This window comes from archaeon (assembly GCA_016432545.1).
Classification (GTDB): Archaea; Thermoproteota; Nitrososphaeria; order Nitrososphaerales; family Gagatemarchaeaceae; genus UBA183.
Genome location: CP066694.1, coordinates 564,660 through 583,647, shown reverse-complemented (window position 1 = coordinate 583,647; position 18,988 = coordinate 564,660). Strand labels below are relative to the sequence as shown.

The 18,988-nt window shown below is 59.4% G+C and carries 18 protein-coding genes; 4 read left to right on the top strand and 14 right to left on the bottom strand.

Going from position 1 to position 18,988, the window contains the following annotated elements:
• Window positions 1-35: 35 nt before the first annotated feature.
• The 3 genes from HY247_03170 to HY247_03160 form a co-directional block, all read right to left on the bottom strand.
• Window positions 36-1,544, bottom strand: a complete 1,509-nt coding sequence (locus HY247_03170; protein ID QQG49325.1) for a right-handed parallel beta-helix repeat-containing protein — start codon at window positions 1,542-1,544, stop codon at window positions 36-38.
• A gap of 65 nt (window positions 1,545-1,609) precedes the next feature.
• Window positions 1,610-1,981 (bottom strand): hypothetical protein, encoded by a 372-nt coding sequence (locus HY247_03165; protein QQG49324.1) that lies wholly within the window; start codon window positions 1,979-1,981, stop codon window positions 1,610-1,612.
• Window positions 1,982-1,984: 3 nt separating this feature from the next.
• A complete protein-coding gene (locus HY247_03160) occupies window positions 1,985-3,220 on the bottom strand; it encodes a translation initiation factor IF-2 subunit gamma (GenBank protein ID QQG49534.1) in 1,236 nt (411 codons plus the stop codon).
• Window positions 3,221-3,370: 150 nt separating this feature from the next.
• Here HY247_03160 and HY247_03155 point away from each other — a divergent pair, with 150 nt between their 5' ends.
• Complete coding sequence (locus HY247_03155; protein QQG49323.1) at window positions 3,371-4,765, top strand: S53 family peptidase; 1,395 nt, start codon at window positions 3,371-3,373, stop codon at window positions 4,763-4,765.
• A gap of 47 nt (window positions 4,766-4,812) precedes the next feature.
• On the opposite strand, the gene HY247_03150 is transcribed toward HY247_03155, so the two are convergent.
• The 3 genes from HY247_03150 to HY247_03140 all read right to left on the bottom strand — a co-directional run bounded on the left by HY247_03150 (window position 4,813) and on the right by HY247_03140 (window position 7,023).
• On the bottom strand, window positions 4,813-5,607 hold the full coding sequence (locus HY247_03150) for a hypothetical protein (protein QQG49322.1): 795 nt from the start codon (window positions 5,605-5,607) through the stop codon (window positions 4,813-4,815).
• A gap of 51 nt (window positions 5,608-5,658) precedes the next feature.
• Window positions 5,659-6,441, bottom strand: coding sequence for a 4-vinyl reductase (locus tag HY247_03145; GenBank protein ID QQG49321.1), 783 nt, complete (start codon window positions 6,439-6,441; stop codon window positions 5,659-5,661).
• A gap of 78 nt (window positions 6,442-6,519) precedes the next feature.
• Entirely contained in the window at window positions 6,520-7,023 is a 504-nt protein-coding gene (locus HY247_03140; GenBank protein QQG49320.1) for a hypothetical protein, read from the bottom strand.
• Between the two features lie 158 nt (window positions 7,024-7,181).
• On the opposite strand from HY247_03140, the gene HY247_03135 reads away from it, so the two are divergent.
• Window positions 7,182-7,715, top strand: coding sequence for a hypothetical protein (locus HY247_03135; protein QQG49319.1), 534 nt, complete (start codon window positions 7,182-7,184; stop codon window positions 7,713-7,715).
• Window positions 7,716-7,729: 14 nt separating this feature from the next.
• On the opposite strand, the gene HY247_03130 is transcribed toward HY247_03135, so the two are convergent.
• From HY247_03130 to HY247_03095, 8 genes are all read right to left on the bottom strand, one after another.
• The gene (locus HY247_03130) at window positions 7,730-8,071 is read right to left on the bottom strand and encodes a hypothetical protein (protein ID QQG49318.1); all 342 of its coding nucleotides are present in this window, start codon (window positions 8,069-8,071) and stop codon (window positions 7,730-7,732) included.
• A 79-nt stretch (window positions 8,072-8,150) separates the two neighbouring features.
• A complete protein-coding gene (locus HY247_03125) occupies window positions 8,151-8,519 on the bottom strand; it encodes a hypothetical protein (protein QQG49317.1) in 369 nt (122 codons plus the stop codon).
• A 118-nt stretch (window positions 8,520-8,637) separates the two neighbouring features.
• Complete coding sequence (locus HY247_03120; protein ID QQG49316.1) at window positions 8,638-9,102, bottom strand: hypothetical protein; 465 nt, start codon at window positions 9,100-9,102, stop codon at window positions 8,638-8,640.
• A 55-nt stretch (window positions 9,103-9,157) separates the two neighbouring features.
• Window positions 9,158-9,595, bottom strand: coding sequence for a hypothetical protein (locus tag HY247_03115; protein QQG49315.1), 438 nt, complete (start codon window positions 9,593-9,595; stop codon window positions 9,158-9,160).
• A gap of 54 nt (window positions 9,596-9,649) precedes the next feature.
• Complete coding sequence (locus HY247_03110) at window positions 9,650-10,294, bottom strand: hypothetical protein (GenBank protein QQG49314.1); 645 nt, start codon at window positions 10,292-10,294, stop codon at window positions 9,650-9,652.
• A 79-nt stretch (window positions 10,295-10,373) separates the two neighbouring features.
• Window positions 10,374-10,919: a hypothetical protein gene (locus tag HY247_03105; protein ID QQG49313.1), complete on the bottom strand. Its 546-nt coding sequence runs from the start codon at window positions 10,917-10,919 to the stop codon at window positions 10,374-10,376.
• A 177-nt stretch (window positions 10,920-11,096) separates the two neighbouring features.
• Entirely contained in the window at window positions 11,097-11,528 is a 432-nt protein-coding gene (locus HY247_03100; GenBank protein ID QQG49312.1) for a type IV pilin N-terminal domain-containing protein, read from the bottom strand.
• A 142-nt stretch (window positions 11,529-11,670) separates the two neighbouring features.
• Window positions 11,671-12,120, bottom strand: coding sequence for a hypothetical protein (locus tag HY247_03095; GenBank protein QQG49311.1), 450 nt, complete (start codon window positions 12,118-12,120; stop codon window positions 11,671-11,673).
• Window positions 12,121-12,289: 169 nt separating this feature from the next.
• Between HY247_03095 and HY247_03090 the strand changes: the two genes are divergently transcribed.
• Together HY247_03090 and HY247_03085 are read left to right on the top strand one after the other, a co-directional pair.
• On the top strand, window positions 12,290-12,919 hold the full coding sequence (locus HY247_03090; GenBank protein ID QQG49310.1) for a hypothetical protein: 630 nt from the start codon (window positions 12,290-12,292) through the stop codon (window positions 12,917-12,919).
• A 4-nt stretch (window positions 12,920-12,923) separates the two neighbouring features.
• Window positions 12,924-18,947 (top strand): hypothetical protein, encoded by a 6,024-nt coding sequence (locus tag HY247_03085; protein ID QQG49309.1) that lies wholly within the window; start codon window positions 12,924-12,926, stop codon window positions 18,945-18,947.
• The last annotated feature ends 41 nt before the right edge of the window (window positions 18,948-18,988 follow it).

Genomic DNA, 18,988 nt, shown 5'->3' with positions numbered 1-18,988 from the left:
TCTCAGCCCCGAGATTTCGGTGGCTACTAAGCTTGTTAGAACGGTGAAGAGACGTCCGGCAGGCTCGGGGTCCAAGTCGCCTGCTTGCCGTTGTTGCAGACATTCATCGAATAGAAGTTCGCCGTGCCCAGGGTCGCAGCGCCCGTGGAGAGGTCGTAGAATCCCCTCAGCTGGAGCTGGCCCGAGCTCTTGACGCTGTTCCTCGTGACGTTGTTGCCCAGGGAGTTGGGGTCCAGCCAGAACCCATACCCGTCGTTGTAAGCCGTGTTCTTGATGAGTGTGTTCCCACTAGAACCGACGAGGAAGTATCCCCACCCCGTGACGTTCCCCGCGCCGGCGTTGGTGTTCGCCGTGTTCCTGAAGAAATAGTTGGAGCTTGCGTTGAAGAGGTAGAACCCTGCGCCCCCGTTGGCGCTGCCGATGTTCATCCTGAAGGAATTCGAGGATCCCTCCACCCAGTACCCGTCGCCCAGGTTCCACCTTGCAAGGTTCCTCTCGAGGGTGTTGTTGACTGCGGTTCCATAGAGGTAGAACCCAGCTGCTCCGTTCCTCTCTGCCACGTTCCAGTCCAGAGTGTTCGAGCTACTCCCGATTGCAAAGCCGTAGCCAGCTGTCGTCCTCGCTGTGTTCTTCACCAACGTCGCTCCGCCCGAGCCGGAGTCGAGCCAGTATCCCTCGTTGGTGTTGTTCGACGCCGAGTTCCTGGCCAGAGTCGCCGCAGGAGAGTTCTGGAGGCGGTATCCCACAGCGCTGCCGCTCGCCCAGTTGTTCCTCAGCGTGACGTTGCCCGAGCCGACGACCTTGAAGCCGGCCTCTGAGTTGTTGAAGGCCCTGTTCCCCGAGAGGAAGGAGTTGTCGCCTCCGTTGTAGAACAGGAACCCGCTCGCACCGTTTGCAATCGCCGTGTTGCTCTTTACGATCTCCGGGGCGTTGTCGAAGATGAATCCGTCAAGGCCGTTGCCTACCGCGTAGTTCGACTTCAACACGTTGCCGTGAGAGGTCTGGAAGTAGAATCCCCACCAAGTGTTGTTGATGGCGTAGTTCTGCGTCAGCTGGTTGCCGTTCGAGGACCCGGACAGCAAATAACCTTCTCCTCCGTTGTTGGTCGCAGCGGTCCTCTTGAAGACGTTCTGAAGGGAAGAGTAGGTGGAAAAGCCCACCTGGGCGTTCCGGGTCGCGTTGTCCTTGGTCAGCGAACTCGCGGACACATCGAAGAGATAGTACCCTGTGTAGAACCCGGTGACGACGCAATTCTTCACCATGACGTGGTCGACGTCCGCGATCCAGACGCCAGCTCCCGAGCCTGCCCCCGAAATGGTGTGGCCCGCGCAGTTCAAGGTCGTCCCGCTCCCGCCTATGATCAGACCGTTCCCGAAACACGGCCCGACATCAGAACCGAGGGTGTTGGAGCCTGTGAGCGTAGCCCCGCAAGGTGGAGAGATCGCAACTGCTCTCACGGGGGAGACGCCCAGCACCGAGACGAAGAGGAGTGTCAGCAAGAGCAGTCCGGGCAGGCTGTTCCCGAATGTTCTCCTTCCTAACAACTTTCAGAAGGTATCGCTTGGGGCTATTTACGCGTGCCTTCGACGTCTCCGACAGTGGCACGCGGTCAGGACCTTTCGATGACTCTGCCTCCGCCAAGGCTCATGACCTTGACTTTGGCGCTTCTCAGAGACTGAATCAAGGTCCCATCCACGGTCGCCACCGCCGCCCCGTGGGAGAGGGCGGCTGAGACTATCTCGTCGTCGACCTCCGCGCCCCCACAGGGCAAGGGAGCGAAGCCACGTGAGACTTCCAGGGCAAGCGAGGCGAACCTTGCTCTCTTTCCTTCGCCGTTGGAGATCTTGAGGAGTTCCTCCCTGACGCAGTCGAGCATGACCGGTTCGACCTTGCCCAAGATGGTGCCAAGGTCCTCGTACCATGTCGTGGGGCGCTCCATGACTGCCATCAGGAAGCTGCTGTCGAAGATGACCTTCGGCATTCGCTACTTCAGGACGCCCGAGCCGATCAGGCGCCACCTCTCCGCGATGCGCCTGCTGATCGCAGCTCTCATCCCGGCCTCGACCGCGACCGGCTTCTTGAGGTCCAGCTCTATTACATCGCTCCTCGCGGAGGTCACAGAGGCCTGAGCGGAGGCTGTCCCCAGATTGAGCCTGAGGACCTCTCCTGGCTTGACCTTCTCCACCTTGACAAGCTCGGCGGACCCGACCGCCGTCTCGAGCAGGTCCAGGTCCAGTGTAACGTGTTCCCATGTAGGCGGCAGGGTCCCGGGCTTTCCTATGACGCTCCCTACCATCTGGTCTCCCTTCGTGAACGTGGGGTCCAGGTATGTCCCGACCGCCACGAGTCCTCCAGGGCCGACCTTCTCCGTGGTCCCAGCGCCCGTCTGCAGCCCGGAGACCTTGGTGACCACGGGAACGAACTTGCCGCTCCTCTCGTCTACCATCCCCGGCTTCAGTTCTACTTCATCTCCCACTTCCAGCTCTCCTCTGGTGAGGCTCCCGCCGAGGACGCCTCCAGAAAGCCCCGAGACGTCCGCCCCCGGCCTGTTCACATCAAAGCTCCTGACGACATACATCAGCGAGTCGGCCCTCGCCTCTCTCTTCGGGGTGGGTATGACCTCCTCCAGGGCCTCGATGAGCGCGTCGATGTTGAGCCTCTGCTGCGCTGATATCGGCACTATGGGCGCCTTCTCCGCGACCGTCCCCTCCACAAACTTCTCTATCTGCTGGTAATTCTTCTTCGCCTCCTGGTCGGTGACTAGGTCGACCTTGTTCTGGGCGATGACTATCTTGTTCATCCCCAGCATCTGTAGGGCTTGGAGGTGCTCCCTCGTCTGGGGCCTGGGGACCGGCTCGTTGGCCGCTATCAGCAGCAAAGCCCCGTCCATGAGGAAGGCCCCGGCGAGCATGTTGGTCATGAGGCTCTCGTGCCCCGGGCAGTCCACGAAGCTGACCGCCCTCAGGAGCTTGGTGTCCTTCCCGCAGACCGGGCACTTTGGGCTCGTCGAGTACGCTGCTGGCGCTGGAGTGTGCGCGCACTTGTAGAATGCGGCGTCCGCGTATCCCACCTTGATCGTGATCCCTCTCTTCAGCTCCTCACTGTGGGCGCTCGCCCAAACCCCTGTGATGCTCTGCAGCGTGCTTGTCTTCCCGTGGTCCACGTGGCCCGCGCTCCCGATGTTGACCTCCGGCTGCCTCGGGATCAGGGGTCGCTGAATTGCAGTCTGAGACAACTTGTTCCGGACCCGATGGCGCCGGCATTTAAACCGATGCGCAACATTGGACACGATTCGCGGCGCCCGCTTTGAGTAGACAGGCTCCACTTTTCTTATATAGGAAATTGGATTCGTTCCGTCGACGAAAAACACTTGAAGAAAGTATCTGCAATCGCAAGTTTCATCTTCGCTTTCACCCTCTTCCTGAGCCCCTTCGCCTTCGCGGCAGGGAGCTCATCAAGCTCCACCTTCTACTACAAACCCCTTGTCACGTGGACCGCAGCGACCCCCGACGGCACCTCGCCTCAGGGAATACCGCTCTGCGGCTCCGGCGGAGGCAAGATAGTCTGCTACTCTCCCAGTTTCATCAGCAAGGCCTACGACTTCCCCTCTAGCCTCAACGGGTCCGGCCAGACCATCCTCATCGTAGATGCGTACGGAAGTCCCACGATAGCCGCCGACCTGGCGACCTTCGACGCGTACTTCGGGCTTCCCGCACCTCCGTCGTTCACAGTCTTCTGCGGAAACGGCGGATGTCCTGCATTTACGCCAGGTGACTATAAGCACGACGTCATCGGCTGGGGCGTAGAGACCTCGCTCGACGTCGAGTGGGCCCACGCCATGGCACCTCAGGCCGACATCGTACTGGTCGTCGCTTCTTCCTCTTCTGGCAACGCCATCAATGACGCCGAGGCGGCAGCGATCGCCCTCTACCCAGGGTCAATCATATCCCAGAGCTTCGGCATCCCGGAGCCCTACGTCCACAACAACAACGCACAGGTGATGCAGGCCCACCTCAACTACATCGCAGCCGCGGCGGCGAACGACACTGTCCTTGCATCGGCGGGCGACAGCGGCGGCTCCAACGGCTTCGGCTTCACCAACGCCCTATTCCCAGCCTCCGACCCATACGTCACGGGCGTGGGCGGCACAATGGGCAATCCATACAACGCCACTGGCACCCTATCGCCTTGCGCGGCGAACATGACCTGCACCTCAGGCCTCTCGACCTACCTCGGCCCATGCACCAACCCGAGGTTGGCCCTTCCCAACTGCACACCAGTCGGCTACGGCGGTGAGCAGGTCTGGAACGAGATCTCCTTCGGGGCAGCCACGGGCGGAGCTCCAAGCATACTCTTCACTTCAGTGCCGGGCTACCAGTCCGGACTAGGCCTCACTAGCAGGACGACCCCAGACGTCGCGTACAATGCGGCAATCGACGGCGGAGTCCTGGTCAAGGCCTCCTTCCTCAGCGCAGCGGGCTACTTCGTGGTCGGCGGGACCAGCGCAGGCTCCCCACAGTGGGCGGCCATCTTCGCGTTAGTGAACCAGGCAAGGGCGATCGCATCGCTCGGGTCCATCGGGTTCGCGAACCCGACCCTCTACGGGCTGACCGCTGGGCAGAAGACAAACGACTTCCATGACATCCTGCTGGGCAACAACATGCTCGGCGGCGTCCTACCTGGCTTCAGTGCTGGGGCAGGATACGACAAGACGACGGGCTGGGGCACTCCAGTCGTCGCCAACCTCACATCAGACCTATCATAGAAGATTCAGAGGGGGTTCGAACCCCCTCCTCCCTGATTTTCCGGTGCCTAAGGCTCTCTCGGTTTTATGACGAACTCGCAGACTTGTTCGTCCCTCAAGGTACATCTCGTCTCCTCGGAAGTGAGGTCGAGGCCGTAGAGAGTCGAGGCATAGCCCTCCAGGTAACCGCGGAAGAAGTGGCACCCGCCCCTGACCTTTGAGCCCGAGCAGCACTCGAAGCAGTCTGCCACCTGCACCACCCCTCTGACATCTTCGTCCAGCTCCGGTACGGTGATGTGACCCCAGCCCATCGCCCTGAGAACCAGCCTGAGGTCCTCTGTCTTCTTGACCGCCATGTCCGCCCCCACCAGCTTGATGATTCCCTTCGCGTTGTCCTTCCCCAGCGTCACGCCCTCGCTGTGAATCAGAGTGTCCCCGCCGGTCCCGAACAGTTCGACCACCCTGTCGAAGACTTTTGAGAGGCCCTCGCGCCTGAACCGCATGTAAGCCTGGTCCGCGATCCGGATTCCAGTGTGGAAGCTGTCGACAAGCATCCCCTCGCTTCCCTCCGCGACATACGCGTCGATTGCCCTGGAAGACGACATCAGCATCTCTCTCAACTTCTCTACGCTCTCGCCCTTGTCGAGCACGGCCGCGAACCCGCTGAAGACCGCGCTTCCCTCCGGGGTCAGGTACGTGCTCGTTCCCACCAGGTCGACCTTGTGGGCAAGCAGGTCCAGTATCGCTCCCAGCGACCCGGGCTCGTTCGATATCCTGACGACGATGTGTACCAGCCGCTTCTTTGGCTCATAGTGGTACGGAAAGACCTCCGCGCGCCTCTCCTTCAGCCTAGGGTCAGTCACGAAGATCGTACCCCCATGAGCTCCTCGCCCCTATGCTCATTGGACGAAACCTCAGCGCTTCGGGCCCAGAGCGAACTCGCAAACGGGATCACCGCGGAGAATGCACTTCGTCTCCTCTGACCGCATCTCGACGTCGTAGACGGTCGTGCCCGAGCCCTCGAGGTACCCTCGGAGGAAGTTGCAGCTGTGCCTCTTCCCGCCGCTCTCGCTGCACTCGAAGCAGTCGTTCACCTGGACCTTCGACCACCCTGCGGGGTCTCTCTGGGGGACCGAGAGCGAGCCCCAACCCTGGGCCTGGAGGACGAACCTCAGCTGGTCGGATTGCCTTCTGACCATTTCCTTCCCGATCAGATTGATCATGACCGCCGCATTGTCCCTGCCCATCGCGTTTCCCTCGTTGTAGAGGAGCGTCTCTCCGCCGCTCCCGAAGAGCTCGACGACCTTGTCGAAGACTTTGGACATCGCGCCCCTGCGGAAGTACATCAGGGACTGGGGCCCCACCTCCAGACCAGTGTGGAACTTGTCGACGAGCATCCCATCGCTTCCCTCGGTCACCATTGCCTCCCGGGCGGCTTTGGAGCCCATGATGACCTTCTCGAGTTCGGACGGCGTCTGGGTCGGCGAGAGCGGCTCTGCGAACCCGCTGAAGACAGCCGACCCCTCATCGACTCCGTAGGTCTCGGTCCCTATCAGGTCGACCTGGGACGCGAGCAGGTCTAAGATCGAGCTGAAGGATCCAGGTTCGTCACTCATCCTCGCTACAATGTGGAAGAGCCTCTTCCCGGGCGCGTAGTGGTAAGGAAAAGCCCTCTTTTCCACCCCTTTCATGGGCACTACCATTCGCGAGAGACCAAGTTATTTAAGAACTAAGGTTGTCGCTTTCCGAAAAAGCAGTTTTCAGCGGAACCAGGCCTAGAGCCCAAGGATCTTGTCGATCGTCTTCCCCAGCATCCCGACCAGCTCCCTCGGCTTGTCGTTCTCAATGACAGTCAGGCCGTACTGCCTTGCTAGGTCGGCAGCTCCAGGATTGAGGCGCGGAGACACGCAGAGGACCGCGGCCCTCGGTTTCACGTCGTAGACCTTCGCGAAGAACCCCAAGACCTTCGTCTCGTCCACTTCCGACACCGAAAGAGCCGTATCGGAGACCACATCGACACCTCCCGTCGTGGAGGAGACCACGAACGCGAAGCTGTGGCTCACTCCAGAGGCTCCCACCACGGAGCCTGAAGGACCGGCCGGATGTCCGGCATCCTCGTACTTCTTCGCCAAAGTCTCGAAGTCCGCCCTTGTGCCCATGACGAAGACCGAGGCTGTCACGACAATCGAAAGGAGGAAGAGGTTTCCGCTCACTACCAGGGCCAGCTCTACCACGAGCAAGCTCGCGAAGAGCGCCACGCTGTGGACGCTGAAACCCAATGCCTTGGCCCCCGCCGAAGGAGGGCCTTTAATGAACGTTTTACCTTCGTTTGAAACTCGCGGCTCATGATACAATGTGGACATAGTCACACGGAGGCGACCCCAGGTAGATTGCGGCTCCATCTAGCATTTTAACCGCTTCTTGCGAGTTGGGTCCGTTGGCGGCACTCTCGCTGGACTCGCTCATCTCCCTCGTCATCAACTATCTGTACACTTACGTCGTCCCCTACCTCGCGATCATCGCGATTCTCGGACTCCTGCTCTGGGCCGGGCTCTCGGCTTCGAGCTCCAGGAGGTTCAGGACCGCAAGGGCGGCGATGATGGGCGAGGTGAGGCTCAACATCCAGCTCTCGAAGTCCATCGTCGAATACACAGAGAAGCAGAAGGTGGGAAGTCCCTATGCCATCCCCATCCCAAGGTTCTACACCACCGCTTACGACAACTTGAGGAACCAGGGCATGCTCTTCAGGCTCAAGCCGGAGCTCTCCCAGGACCTCGCGGAGATCTACATGGCGATCGACCGAGTGCACGCGGCCTGCGACAGAGAAGAGGACCTAGCGATCGGGCCTGCAGCCACCTCTCCCATGGCAGCCGACCTTAGGGCCGAGGCTCTTTCTTTCATTCAGAGCAGCGTCAACACCTTCGTAAAGCCCAGGCTGGACAGGATAGACGGACTCTACCGCAAGCGATGAGTTCCTGCCGCTGCTCAGAAGACGTGATGGAAAGTGTGCGAGGGGAGGACTCCTTCGGAATGGGCCAGCCTCGTCTTGAGGTCTTTGTACAAGCCCAGGGCCGCGTAGCCCTTGTCAGTCAGCTTGTACACGTCGCGCTTCCCCTCGTTCGACCTGAATACCAGTCCATTCGACAACAGAGTCTTCAGGCTGTTGTTGAGAACCTTCCAGCTGATGTTCGCCTTGTAAATGATGTGGGTAGGCTTCTCCATTCCCGAGGAGACGACCTCGAGTATGTCACACAAGATCTCCATGGAGGACCTCCTGCTCTGCGGTCCCTGGGGAATCACCTCGAAAAGTTCCTGGATTGTCGCCATGCTCGCACCCTTACGAAAGCACATAGGGGTAGTTAAGGCTTGTTCATGTAAAATCGGAATAGTAGGGCAGGTTAGCCTCTCACTCCCTCAGCAGGGTGGGCAACGGATGAGGCACTTCAAGCGCATCGCAGATGAGGTACAGGGTTCCATAGGTCCTCTCATACACCTTCGTAAGGATCGGTGGGGCCAGCTTAGGGTTCTCAGATGTTAGGAGCTGTTGAGTCTCCTGCTTTGTTCCTACGATCTCGACCGAGCCGACCATGGTGATCCTGGCCACAGCAGGTTGCGCCGTCACGTCCAGAGAGAAGGCCAACCGGACATCGCCCGGATTCCTCTCGACCTCCTTCAAAGACACGTTGACCTTGTACACGACTTCCTGGTCGGGCGTCGACTCAGGGACGAGCTTCGAGGCCTCGATCTTCTCCAATCGGACCCTGAGCTCTACCAATGCCCGCCTCACTCATCTCGGTGTTCGGTTAATAACTGAGAGAAGCGCGTAGAAAAATCAACAAGGCCTGCGCCAGTTTTCCGTTCAATCTCGCAACAACTGAGCGGATGGGAGCCAATCACTGCGTGATGTAGCTTGCTTTGAGCTCGAAAGTCTGTTGTTCTTCGGGCGCATCAGTCTTGATCACGATGAACCTCTCCGGCATGCCGAACTTTGTGTACAGGAGCAGGGCGTCCTCCGCATCGACGCCCAGGGACTCCAGTTTCTCCGTCGCCTTCAACGCTTCCTGTATCTGGGCGATCCTCGGCTTGATCTCCCTGGTCAGCGCGAAGAGAACGTCGAGAGTCGCTTTCTCGGGGTCGCTCTTGTTGACAAAGACCGTGCCGGCCTTGACCCAGCCCTTGACGCTCGGGCTCTCGGAGTCGATCCTGTCATCCCGCATCACGAGCGCGATGACGTCGCTGACTTTGTCCATCTCTCTCAAGTTCGCCTCCAGCGCCCTCTTCAGGTACCTCCTCAAGTCGGCCGTCGCATGGAACTTCAGCATGGAGGTGGACGTGTCGAAAGAGATCTCAGGGATCACAGTCGTGTTTAGGCTGTCCTTCCCTAATAACGGTTTTTCCTCTGTGTGTACGCGTTCAGCCCAGGGCTATCGCCAGGTTCAGCAGGTTGTTTATCGCGACCGCCAGATAGAACACATCCGCAGCCCCGAGGACGCAGAGCGTGGCCAGCTTGACAGTGCGGACCTGCACGGAGCGGGCCGCGGTCTCTTTGATGAAGACCCCGTACGCAAGAGGAACGATTGGGAAGTACTTCAGGCCGAGGGCGAGCACGAATCCTCCGAACCCGAGCCTGAACAACCCCGCGGCGATCGGGTTCATCTCCGCATAGGCCCCCCCGTTCGAGATGGCAGCAAGGGTCGTGAGGACGTCGACGAAGTTGAGGGAGACGAACGCGACGAACAAGACTCCGAGGGCCCTGTTCATCATCCTGATGTCGATGCTACTGATCCAGCGCTCGTCCCTCTCCTTTACTTCGTGGTACCTGCGGGACCAGCGCTGTTTGACTGAACTCAACGGGGTGCGGTCACTGACGCGACCTGCTCCAAGATATACCTACCTCGCGGAGTCCTAGGTTGTCGAGTTTGTGAACGGGAACTGCTTGCCGTTTAGCGCCTGCCGCTTCTCCTCGAAGGACCCGGTGTAGCTGTAGTCGGCCCCTGCCACTTGCTTCTCTTTCGCGTCTGTCTTGACCACCGGGGCTTCCTCTTGCACTGCATCGTGATGCACTTCGGGTTCCGGCTCCGCTCGGGCGGCTGTCTCCGGCCTCATCGTTTCTTTGATCTTCCCGAGCTCGTCCAGTACCTTCTCCAGCATCTGAACTCTCTTCGCGAGCGCCCTCCGCCGGTCTCCAAGGAGCCTCTTGAGCTCGGCCGTGCTCTCGTGAGCGACTGCCATGATAACCTCCACTGGCATCGCCTTCAGAGGCCTGGAAGCCTTACCACCCGACGAGTCGACGACGAGGACGTTCGCGTCGGGAAGTAGGAACGCCGACTTCACGTCGATCGGGACGCTGGCGAACGCGCCCCTGCTCAGCGGGATCGGGGCGTCGACCTCCTGCTGGACCGCGCCTATCAGCTCCGCGAGGCTCTGCGTGTACTTCCTCTCCTTCTCCATCAGCTCCCTCAGGTGCAGATACTCGCCTTGTATCTGGCCCAGGGTCTCGGGAAAAGCGTCGGGGGGCTCCGGCGCCTCTCCTCTTTGCTCCTGAATCATGAGAGCACGAGAGCTCTCCGGCGTTATAATGGGTTATGAACCAGGAATCCGTGTTTGGGTTTCGAAGGCCAACAGTGCGCTAGCTCGCCGCAGTGACTCGCTCGACCTTCACTTCACAGAGCCCGTCGTCCTTGGCTGCGCACCGCCCCTCTCCCACGCGGTGCGAGAACCCAGTCAATTCGTCGGCAACTCCCCCTACCACTCCAACCAGATAGTTGCACCGAGGGACAGTTCCTTTCTTGTCAAACAGGCAGAAGAAGCAGTCTTTCACCACGATGGAGGCCACCCCCGTCTCGAAGTTGCCGCTGTTCAGACTGAACTGTCCCCACCCATGGGCCTTCGCCGCGTCAAGGATTACCTGAAAGACCGATTTCGAGTTGACCTCCTTCTTGGTCTTCTGGGCCTTCTGCTTGGCAATCCTGGCGATGTACCTGCCATAGCTGTAGCCCATGCGTTGCATGATGATCGCGGCTCCCGACATGAAGGTGCTGTCCAGCTCGACCTTGACGTTGGCCCACCCCTGGGCGCTAATCGTCATCACCCTGGACTCCAGCGGCTTCTCCTGAATCACGCCCGCCTCCGAGTCGATTTCTATAGGAGAACCTGGTAGGTCGTCTTTTCCCATGAATAGTCTGTCCGCGTGAATGGGAGGCGTATTTTACTCTATTCGAAGTCCTAACTCGGGCTCGGGGGAAGTTCGATGGTCAAGAGGGGGAGTGAGAACATTCTTCTTTTTCCTTCAAAATAAGAAAGTGCGCACATGCCTGTTTAGGCTGTGCGCCAATTACCATCTATTGTGTGTCTAGGAGAACGATCCCGAGAACAGGACGTTTCCGCCGTTAGTTAGGGAAATCGACCCTGTCACTTGAGAACCGGAGGTTCCGGGCACCCATGCGAACGAGCAGGTGAAGGATACCGCTCCGGCACCCGCCGTTACGACTGCTTGTGTGCTGTTGTTCGAGGTCTGAGTGGCTCCGCTGTACGTTTCACTGCAAGAGCCTGTAGTTGATGTGTTGGATGTTCCTGTGTTCAGAAGCCCCACTGTGCAGCGTCCCGATGCGGCATCGCATGAGACATTGCTCGCTGAGACTTGTGCGGTGTTCGTGAACGAGCCGAAGAGCCCGAAGACGAAACCTGCGATCGCCACTGCAGCCACGAGGGTGATTGCAATGAGGATGACTGTTGCTAGGACTGGTGAGATGGCTTTTCTGTCGCTGTTGTTGCGTATGTTCATCTTATGAAAAAAGGGGCCTGAAAAGTTCCTAATAACCATTATGGATGACAAATCTTCACATGATACGATTTTGGGGGTCTACAAAAGTTCACCATGGCAACTTTGACCCTCGACCCCGGAAGCCGGGCGACCGGCCACAATCCTAGAAAGTGCCGGCGAAGTACAAGACTGCGCCGTTCGTCAGGCTGATCGACCCGGTCAACCTCTGCCCTGCGTGAGGTATCGGACTCAGCGGACCTCCGAAATTCGCCGCTACCATGGTGGTCTTCGCGCTCTTGATGGACCCTCCTGTCGCGGCGCACGAACTCGCCATCACCTTGACCCCCGAGAAGTCGAGGCTCGCGCACCCGGAGCCAGAAATCACATTGGTGTCGATCGTGCCGGTGTTTGTCAGACTCAGACTACAGACGCCAGTCATCCAGTTGCACGACGATACGAGCGCGCTGACCTGGGCGGCGTTCTGGTAAGAATTCAGGCTTGTGTAGAAGTAACCAGAAACTGCGGCGGCCGAAATCATAGTGATTGCTATCAGAATCACTTCAGACAGCAGCTCGGCGACTCCTCGCCTCTTATTGCCCCGCCGGAGTTGCATCGACGTATCATGCAGCTGAGTTGCGATTTTTAAGCTGAACTCGAATCAGATTTCGCATAAATTGCCATGATATCGGGGCGAACTTACCCTCTGATGGAACACTAAACACTAACATCAACTCATAACGATTAAATAGATAAAAGGGCGGCAGAAGAAAAAACAGACTGTATTGAAGCTAGGTCACTCCTCCGAGAGGAGGGCGCTCTCCGAACTGTTCGCCTCCCTCATCACCATCGCGATAACTCTGATTGGCGGCGTCGCAGCCATCGGGTTCGTCAACGGCCAGTTGGCAACCAGCGGGAGCCAGCTCGGCGCCAGCGTAGGGAGTAACATAAACGCGCTCCGCGAGAAGTTCGTCGTGCCGTTCTCCTCATTCCCCAACACGACCGCCGGGAACTCCCTGAACCTCTGGATCTACAACAACGGAAAAGTCGCCCTCAACATCACGAGCGTCCTAATCTCGGGCAAGCTCTCCGGTGTGCAGTCGGTCGTCAACTTTGGCCAGAAGAGCATCATCGTCACGAACGCCAACAACGTCGTCCTTTGTGAAACCAGCGCGCCTATCAGCGACCTTTCGCTCTACGAGACCTGGATATCGCCTCCCGCATTTCCCATATCGCGTACACCTCTTGCGGTGACCACGTTCCCGATCAACGTTCTGACCGACTTCAAATTTGACATTCCAGGGATTGCCGCAGGATGCCCGAACGACTACGCTTTCGACAGCGGAAGTTCCTTCACTGTCACCATCAGCGGGGGCTACGGATACGTCCTGAGCTTTCCGAAATTGAAGGTCTAAGAAATTGAGACTCTTAAGGGGCAGGCGCAGGCAGAAGGCAATCTCGGGGATCATCGCGGCGATAATCATGTTCGCGCTGATCTTCACCGCAGGCCTCGGCTTCCTCCTCTTCTCGAACACACTCAATGGCCAGTTCAGCCAGGCCGAAGAGAGAAATCAGATATTCAACCAGGACAAGAGCAGAGAGTCCGTCTCCGTGTCGGGACAGCTCGGGCTCAACGGGACCGGGTCCAACACCTTCAAGGTCTGGGTGAACAACACCGGCGGCGCACCCCTCGACCTGATAGCAGCTTTCGTGGCAGACCCGAACGGAAACCTGGTCCCGAACGCTACCGCAATGCTGACCACGCAGACTATCATGAGCCCATTCAGCTCGAACTCTGCGCCTGCTTTCAATGGTTCCATACCGCTCGCGCTGGACGTCAGCGGGGCCGGCTCTCAGATACTCTTCGACACCAACTATGCGCCCCTCGCTGATGGTCGCTACACGCTGGGGGTCATCACTAAGACCGGAAACGTATTCACAACGACTCAGGGGGTCGGCTCGAACTTCTCCGAGCACTCGCCGGTCCTCCCTGGGATAATCGGGACCCTGAACGCCAGCTACGCGTTCCCCGGAAATGCGATCTTCGACCAATCGGTCCTCGCTGGCGTCACGCCGACCGCGAGCGGCACAGTAACCTACGAATACTTCAATCCCTCGAGCCCCATTTGCACCGGGACCCCCATAATCGTAAGCTCGGTCACTGTTGTCAACGGAATCGTGCCTGACTCTGCGGCGGTCGCCTTCAGCAGCCCAGGCCTCTACAGCTGGAGAGCGATCTATTCGGGCGACGGGGCCAATAACGCTGCCACCGGATCCTGCCAGCCCCTCCTGATCAACACGGCATCCGGCATCCTCACGACGATAGTCACGACGCTCTCCGCGACAACCGTAGTCCCCCCTGCTTCGGTCTACGACCAGGCGACGCTCAACGGGGTCACTGTCACCGCCAGCGGCACCGTCACATACTACAGGTACTCCGACGGGACCTGTACGACAGGTCAAACCCAGGTCGGGCAGGTGACAGTCACCAGCGGGCTGGTTCCCAACTCTCCCTCTGCGACGTTCGCCGTCGCGGGGTTGTACAGCTGGAAGGCAGTCTATTCGGGAGACGGAAGCAACGCCGGCGCTACAAGCGCCTGCGAGCCTCTGACCGCCACTTCATCGAACATCCAGCCGTCCCTTACCACCACCCTCTCCTCCAGCGTAATCAAGCCGGGCGGTTCGGTGAGCGACCAGGCCACCCTCGCGGGGGCGACGACGGGCGCGGGGGGAACTGTAACTTTCTATTACTACTCTACAAGCGGCGACTGCTCCAGCACGCCCTCCCAGGTAGGTTCCCCCGTGGATGTGGTGGCCGGCATCGTCCAGACGAGCTCCAACGCCGTGACCTTCAACACCGCAGGCTCATACAGCTGGAACGCGATCTACTCAGGGGACGCCAACAACCTCCCAGCGAACAGCCCATGCGAGCCTCTGTATGTCACTGACACCTTCGTACCTGGCCTCGTGACTACCCTCTCGTCAAACGTAATCCTGCCCGGCGGGTCGGTCTTCGACCAGGCGAGGCTCTCCGCGGTCACTACTGACGCCTCCGGGACGGTCACCTACTATCGATACACTTCTAGCGCCATATGTCAGGGCGGCAGGCTCCAGGTCAGCCAGGCGACTGTCACCAACGGAATTGTTGGGGCCAACTCCTCGTCCGTCGTCTACGCAACGGCAGGCTCCTACAGCTGGGTTGCAGTCTACTCGGGAGACGCCAAGAACAACCCCACGACCAGCGCCTGCGAGCCGCTGTCGATTTCTCTGACCTTCGTAAGGGCCATCATCACCACCCTTTCCTCGAACGTGATTACGCCCGGCAACTCGGTTTACGATCAAGCGTTGCTCGCTGGAGTCACCATCGCGGCCGGAGGCACGGTCACCTACTACAGATACTCGGACGGACTCTGCAGCTCGGGGCAGACCCAGGTTGGCTCGCCCGCGTCTGTGACCAACGGACTGGTCCCTGCCTCCTCGAGCTTCACGTACAACACTGCCGGGACTTACAGCTGGAGCGCCGCCTATTCCGGTGATGTCGACAACTCCGCCGCTACCAGCCCATGCGAGCCTTTGCTAGTGGCACAGACCTTCATCCCGTCCTTTACGACCGCCCTGTCGGCAAACGTGATCCTGCCTGGCGGCTCAGTCTTTGACCAGGCGACCTTGGAGGGCGTCACTAGCACCGCAGGTGGCACGGTCACCTACTCCCGCTACACAGACGGGCTCTGCTCGGCCGGCCAGACCCAGGTCGGGTCCCCAGTGACGGTCACGAACGGTGTTGCCCCGAATTCAGCCTCAGTAACCTACAACACGTACGGGGCCTACTCCTGGAAGGCAGTGTACTCAGGAGACGCGAACAATGCCGCGGCCAACAGCCCCTGCGAGCCCCTCTTCGTTACAAACTCCAACTCCAAAGTTGGTGTGGTCACCACGCTTTCATCCTACGTGATAACCCCAGGGAACTCCGTCTTCGACCAGGCGACACTGATCGGCGTGACACCAGGGGCGGGAGGGACCGTCACCTACTATCGGTACTCCAACGGCCTTTGCTCGGCTGGGCAGACCCAGGTGGGGTCGGCCGCGACCGTGACCAACGGGGCGGTGCCGAACTCCGCCTCTGTAACGTTCAACTCCGCGGGGACACTGAGCTGGAACGCAGTCTATTCGGGCGACGCGAACAACGCGGCTGCGACCAGTCCCTGCGAGCCTTTGCTCGTGTCTCAGACTTTCATCCCGTCGTTCACGACAACGCTGTCGGCGAATGTAATCCTCCCAGGTGGGTCAGTGTTCGACCAGGCAACACTGGAGGGCGTGACAAGCACCGCCGGGGGCACTGTGACCTACTACCGATACTCCGACGGGCTCTGCTCGGCGGGACAGACGCAGGTGGGGTCTCCTGTGACGGTTACAAACGGCGTCGCCCCCAACTCAGCTTCAGTGACCTACAACACCTACGGGGCCTATTCATGGAAGGCCGTCTACTCGGGAGACGCGAACAACGCCGCGGCCAATAGCCCCTGCGAGCCCCTCTTCGTGACCAACTCGAATTCTGCTGTCGGGGTGGTCACCAGCCTCTCATCCTACGTGATAACCCCGGGCAACTCTGTCTACGACCAGGCGACGCTGATCGGAGTGACGCCTACTGCGGGCGGGACCGTCACATACTATCGGTACTCCAACGGGCTCTGCTCGGCGGGACAGACGCAGGTGGGCTCTGCCGCAACAGTCACGAACGCAGTTGTGCCAAACTCCGCTTCTGTCGTTTTCAACTCGGCCGGGACCCTGAGTTGGAACGCAGTCTATTCGGGGGACGCGAACAACGCAGGCGCGACTAGCCCGTGCGAACCACTCTTGGTTAGCCAGACGTACATCCCCGCTTTCACCACTACCCTTTCAGCCAACGTCATCACGCCCGGGCAGTCGGTCTTCGACCAGGCCACTCTCGAGGGAGTAACAACAACAGCGGGAGGGACGGTCACCTACAGCCGCTATTCCGATGGCCTCTGCACCACCGGTCAGACCACTGTGGGCTCTCCCGTCACTGTAACCAACGCCGTGGTCCCAAGTTCCTCGTCCGTGACTTTCAATACAGCCGGGGCCTACTCCTGGAAGGCGGTGTACTCTGGCGATGCGAACAACGCAGGAGCGACCAGCCCCTGCGAGCCGCTTTACGTGGCTCAGACCTACATCCCAGCCTTCACCACCACCCTCTCGGCGAATGTCATCTCTCCTGGCGGGTCCGTCTTTGACCAGGCTTACTTCGAGGGGGTCACAAGTACGGCAGGCGGCACGGTGACCTACAACCGCTACTCGGATGGCCTGTGTACTACGGGTCAGACTCAGGTTGGCTCTCCGGTGACGGTGACGAACGGAATCGCACCTGCCTCATCCACTGTGGTGTACAGCACGGCCGGCGCGTACTCATGGAAGGCAGTCTACTCCGGCGACGCCAACAACGCCGCGGCGAACAGCCCCTGCGAGCCACTCCTGGTTCTTCACACGATAATTTCGTCCTTTACGACCACCCTATCTGCGAACGTCATCTCCCCGGGAGGCTCCGTCTTCGACCAAGCGACCCTGGATGGCGTGACGTCCGATGCAGGAGGGACCGTCACCTATTACAGGTACACGGCAAGCGGAATCTGCCAAGGGACCCGGGTCCAGGTCAGCACTTCCTCCGTAGTCAACGGCAAGGTAAGTTCAAACTCAAGCGCCTTCGCCTACTCCAGCGCGGGCTCCTTCAGCTGGGTCGCAGTGTACGGCGGAGACGCCAACAACAACCCGGCGACCAGCCCATGCGAGCCACTTTTGGTGACGAACCTCAACTTTGTGAGCGCCATCATTACCACGCTGTCGGCCACCTCGGTCCTTCCTGCTACCTCAGTTTATGACCAGGCGAACCTGATAGGCGTGACGACCAACGCAGGTGGAACCGTCACTTATTCGTATTTCACTGGGGCTGGTTGCGGCGGAATGGCGACAACCGTTGGTGTAGCTGTTACCGTAACAAACGCAGTGGTGCCTAACTCCGCCTCGGTGACATTCAACAGCCTAGGGGCTTTCAGCTGGCATGCTGTCTACTCAGGAGACTCGAACAACGCCGGGGCAACAAGCTCCTGCGAACCACTCGTAGTCACCCAAGGCTGCGATCCGACGACTACGACGTGCCGCGCGACCAGCTCGAGCGGGCTTGGGTACATAGCGCTGGACTTCGACAGTTTTAGGAGTTGGGGCACGGTAGTGACCGGCGGGAATGGATGTCTGCCCGGAGCTTCCGGTTGCCACCTTGACAACTACAATTCTTTCGGCTGCGCGAACAACCCATTCAACACAAACTGCATAGGCGGCACATTTAACGTGAAGAATGCCCCGACGGGATGGACCACGGTGAGCCCACTAACGAACACGGGAAAAGTACTCGTGTTCTCGGCTAACCTCTCGGATACAGACACAACTGGTCACAGAAACATAGTCTTGGACGCTGACAGCCTGTTCTTTATCACCAATCAGCCGCCCGGTTCCAGCTCCAAGAATTTCGTGTGGTACATAGGGTCGGTATCGAGTACAGGACTTATCACGTGCGGAGGAACCTCTGGCTCAGGCACTCCTGTGTGCTTGGGAGACGGTATCTTGCTTCCCGCTCCCGATGTCACGACGAACTCTCTTCACCCAGTGACGGTCTACTTCACAGGGACACCTATGGGCAATAGCTGTTCGGCGACCACGTGCCCTGCCGCCGGTGGGACCGGTCCGGGTTCCTTCTATCTGCACGGCGTATTTGGGGTTGGGTGTACTACTCTAGGTTACACAGGTTGTACGGGGAGCGTTGTGCCAGTAGGTGAGAACGAACCACTAGTGCTGACCTACTTCCAGACCCCTGGAACCCTAAGCCTGGCCCCCGTAAGCGGCAAACTCGGATCCTCTGTAACCTTGACCGGATCGGGCTTCACGGCAAGCGCTCCAATAGGCTTCTCCTACGACGGCAATGTCTTGACGACCAGCCCCGCAGCCGTAACCGCCACAGGTGCTGGCGCCATCCCGGGGGCAACTACTTTCTTAGTCCCGACCTCGGGCGGGGGTACCCACTCTGTGGTGGCGACAGATGCCCAAGGGAATACCGCTCAGGCTGTCTTCACCGTTTCCCCGGCTCCAACGTTGAGTCTCACAATCACTTCTGGACCTCATGGTTCTAACACGGTGACGACACTCAGTGGCTCCAACTACGCAAACTCGAAGTCCTACTCATACTGCCTCAGCTCAAGCGCCACAACCGCCACCTGTGTGAGCAGCTCCTTTACCCTTACGACGAGTGGGGCAGGCGCTATACCGGGTGGCGTCACATTGACCGTCAACCAAGCGACGGCTGGAACCTACTATGTCATCGTCTACGACACAACGACCTCGGTCGTGGCCGCGAGCGCGACCTTCACGGAGACTTAGTTGTACTTCTCCACACCTTCTCAAGGACTCCGATTGATGCC